The 3,157-nt window shown below is 74.1% G+C and carries 3 protein-coding genes; 2 read left to right on the top strand and 1 reads right to left on the bottom strand.

Going from position 1 to position 3,157, the window contains the following annotated elements:
- Nucleotides 1-170 precede the first annotated feature (170 nt).
- On the bottom strand, nt 171-1,463 hold the full coding sequence (locus GYH36_RS20155) for a glycosyl hydrolase family 18 protein (protein WP_203232048.1): 1,293 nt from the start codon (nt 1,461-1,463) through the stop codon (nt 171-173).
- Nucleotides 1,464-1,905: 442 nt separating this feature from the next.
- On the opposite strand from GYH36_RS20155, the gene GYH36_RS18945 reads away from it, so the two are divergent.
- Nucleotides 1,906-2,541 (top strand): RNA polymerase sigma factor, encoded by a 636-nt coding sequence (locus tag GYH36_RS18945; RefSeq protein ID WP_024840300.1) that lies wholly within the window; start codon nt 1,906-1,908, stop codon nt 2,539-2,541.
- Nucleotides 2,538-3,035 carry a hypothetical protein gene (locus GYH36_RS18940; RefSeq protein ID WP_024840301.1) on the top strand — a complete coding sequence of 166 codons (498 nt, stop codon included), beginning with the start codon at nt 2,538-2,540 and terminating at the stop codon, nt 3,033-3,035. Before GYH36_RS18945 ends, GYH36_RS18940 begins: the two co-directional genes overlap by 4 nt.
- Nucleotides 3,036-3,157 lie beyond the last annotated feature (122 nt).

The following is a 3,157-nucleotide window of genomic DNA, read 5'->3' as shown; positions in this document are numbered from 1 at the left end:
ACCTTCCAAACGCCTCTACGGGCCTGGTGCCCGCGCCCGCCGCCGGCCTGCCCGCCGGGGGGGGTCGCCCCCCCCGGCCCCCCGCCCGCCGGCGCGCCCCCCCCGGGGGGGGCCGCGCCGTCGTCGTCTGCGTCGTGCCCCGGATCAGACCTCCCCGGGGCGGGGAGGTGTCAGCAGGCGCCCAGGTCCTTCCAGACGCCCCACTGCCCGCTCTGCGTCGGGTTCTCGTTGGTCGTCCACCACTTCGCCTCGTACGTGCGGCCCTGGTAGGAGACGCGGTTGCCGCCCGTGTAGACGGCCGACGCCGACCACGCGGGTGCGGTGCACTCGCCGGGGTCGGTCGGGTCGGTCGGGTCGGTGGGGTCGGTCGGGTCGGTGGGGTCGGTCGGGTCCGTGGGGTCGGTCGGGTCGGTCGGACCGCTCGCGAGGCGCGCGCCGACGACCGAGGCGAGCTCGTAGCCGTTCGTCTTGTCCCAGTTGATCGACCAGGTCATGACGCCGCCGATCGTGCCGTACGGCGTGGCGGGGCGGAACGATCCGCACCCCGTGCCGACCTCGAGGCAGTCGACGGCCCTCACGACGTTCGCGAGCGGCTGGTAGCCGCCGCCCGCGGCCTGCGGCACGGCGGGGACGCCGATGCCGACCTGGTCCGGGCGCAGCCCCATCTCGAGCTGGATGCACGAGAGCGCGGTGAGGAAGTCGACCGTGCCCTGCCCGTAGACCTGCTGGTCGCAGCCCATCATCGAGCCCGAGTTGTAGTACTGCGTGTTGACGATCGTCAGGATGTCCTTGATCGCCAGCGTGAGCTGGTAGTACCCCATGCTCGGCGCCTGGTAGTCGATGGTCTGGGGCGCCATCGTCAGGATGAGGTCCGGGCCCGCCTTCGCGGCGAGCTGGTGCAGCGCGCTCGACATGTAGGTGGCGTTGATGCCGTGCTCGAGGTCGATGTCGACGCCGTCGAAGCCGTACTCCTGCATGAGGTCGTACGCGGTGTCCGCGAAGTTCTTCGCCTCGGTCGCGTTGGACACGACGACGTTGCCCTTCTCACCGCCGACGGACAGGACGACCTTGCGGCCCTGCGAGCGGATCGTGGCGACGTCGGCCTTGAACTGGGCCTCGGTGTAGCCGCCGAGCTCCGCGCTCGCGAGGTTGAACGTGATGCCGCCGGGGGTCCCGGCAAGGTTGTCGGCGAACGCGATCGCGACGAGGTTGTACGCCTGGGGGATCTCCGACAGGCGCATCGTCACCGAGCCGTTGTCGAAGTTGTGCCAGTAGCCGGTGAGCCACTGCGGGCTGCTCGACGTCGCGGCGGCCGGGGCGGTCGCCGGAGCGGGCGTCGCGGTCGCGGGCGCCGCGGCGAGCGCTCCGCCCGCGGCGACGGCCACGGCGGCGACCGCGGTGGCGAGGGTGCGCAGGGCGCGCCGGGTGCGGCCGCGCGTGCGGCCGGGAGGGATCGTGGTCACGGAAGTGCTCCTCGTGCTCGGGCGTGCCGCGACGTCGCGGCCGCCGGTCCGCACCCGCGGTGGGTGCAGGGGTCGTCTCGACGCTAGGAGCCAGGGCGCCGCCGTGGCATGAGGGAATACCCGGCACTTGGCCGGACCGGGTACGGGAGAACGCGTAGCCGGGCGCCGGCCCGGAGCGAGCGCGCGGGGTGTGCGAGATCTCCGTGCCGCCCGATGTATCACGGACGCGACCCGTCCCTCTCGTCCGGGTGGAGGAGCGTCGACCCCGGTGCTCCCGCCCGCCACGTCGAAGGAGCGAGATGGGACCGAGCCGCACGAGCCGAGAGGGGCGTGACCAGTGACGATGGTTGTCGACCCCACCGGCCCGGCCGTAGAATCAGGCGCTTCCGGGGACCCCCCGCCGATGCCTGACCGGACGAGCGTGCCGAGGACAGTGCCCCCCATGACCAGAACCACCGACGAGGTTCCCGACACCGACGAACCGGGCCTCAGCCTGGGGGACCGCGGCGCGTTCGCACTCCTCGAGTACCGTGACGGCCGGCCGCAGGCCCTGGGCGACTTCGTGCGCGAGGCCACGCCGCTGCTGTGGCACACGGTCCGCGCGCAGGGCGTCGACCGCGAGCAGGCGGACGACATCGTGCAGACCGTGTGGGTCGCGCTCGTGCGCAACGCGATGACCATCAAGGAGCCCCACGCCGTCCTCAAGTGGCTGCTCATCACCGCGAAGCGCGCGGCCTGGGAGGCCGTGCGCAAGCACCGCGACGAGGTGCGACGCCGCACCGAGCTCCCCGACGACACCGACGAGGGCGTCCCGGAGCTCCCCTCGGGGGACCCGACGCCCGACGTCGAGGTGCTCCGCAACGAGCGGGACCGCATCCTGTGGGCCGCTCTCGACCGGCTGCCCGACCGCTGCCGCCGCCTGCTGCAGCTCGTGTCGCTGGCCGACCGACCCGACTACAAGGCCATCTCGGCCGCCATCGGCATGCCGGTGGGGAGCATCGGCTCCACGCGTGGCCGCTGCCTCGCCAAGCTCCGCGACATCATCGACGACCAGGGGGAATCGTGGGAAGCATCATGAGCACCGAGCCGACGCACAGCCCGGACGAACCCCTCGACGCCGTCGACCTCGCCCTGCTCGCGGACCTCGCGCGCATCGCCGAGGAGATCGACCCCGTGCCGGACGGCCTCGTCGAGCGGTCCCTGTTCGCGATCACGCTCGCGGGCCTCGAGGCCGAGGTCATGGAGCTGGAGTACGTCCAGGTCCCGGAGATGTCCGTGCGCGGCGACGCCCCGCCGGTCGAGGCGCGCACCATCACGTTCACGTCCGAGTCCGTCACGGTGATGATCTCGCTGTCGGCGACGGACGACGGGCGCGTCCGCATCGACGGCTGGGCCGCCCCGGCGACCGCGCTGCGGGTCGAGCTGCACCGCCCCGGCACCGTGAGCGAGACCGCGAGCGACGAGGACGGACGGTTCGTCTTCGACGCCGTGGACCGCGGCCCGGCGAGCCTCGTCGTGCGCCGCGCCGACGGCGCCGGCGGTGCGGTGAGCACCCCGGTCGTCGAGCTGTGACCGCGTCGTGGGGGGGGGGGGGGGGGGGCCCCCCCCCCCCCCCCCCCCCCGCCCGCGGGGGGGGGGCGCGCCCCGCCGCCCCGCGGCGGGCGGCGGGCCGCCCGCCCGCCCCCGCCCCGCCC

The sequence above is a fragment of the Cellulosimicrobium composti genome, assembly GCF_010287905.1.
GTDB classification, from domain to species: domain Bacteria; phylum Actinomycetota; class Actinomycetes; order Actinomycetales; family Cellulomonadaceae; genus Cellulosimicrobium; species Cellulosimicrobium composti.
The sequence above is the reverse complement of the archived record's forward strand: the minus strand, read 5'-3'. Positions and strand labels throughout refer to the sequence as shown.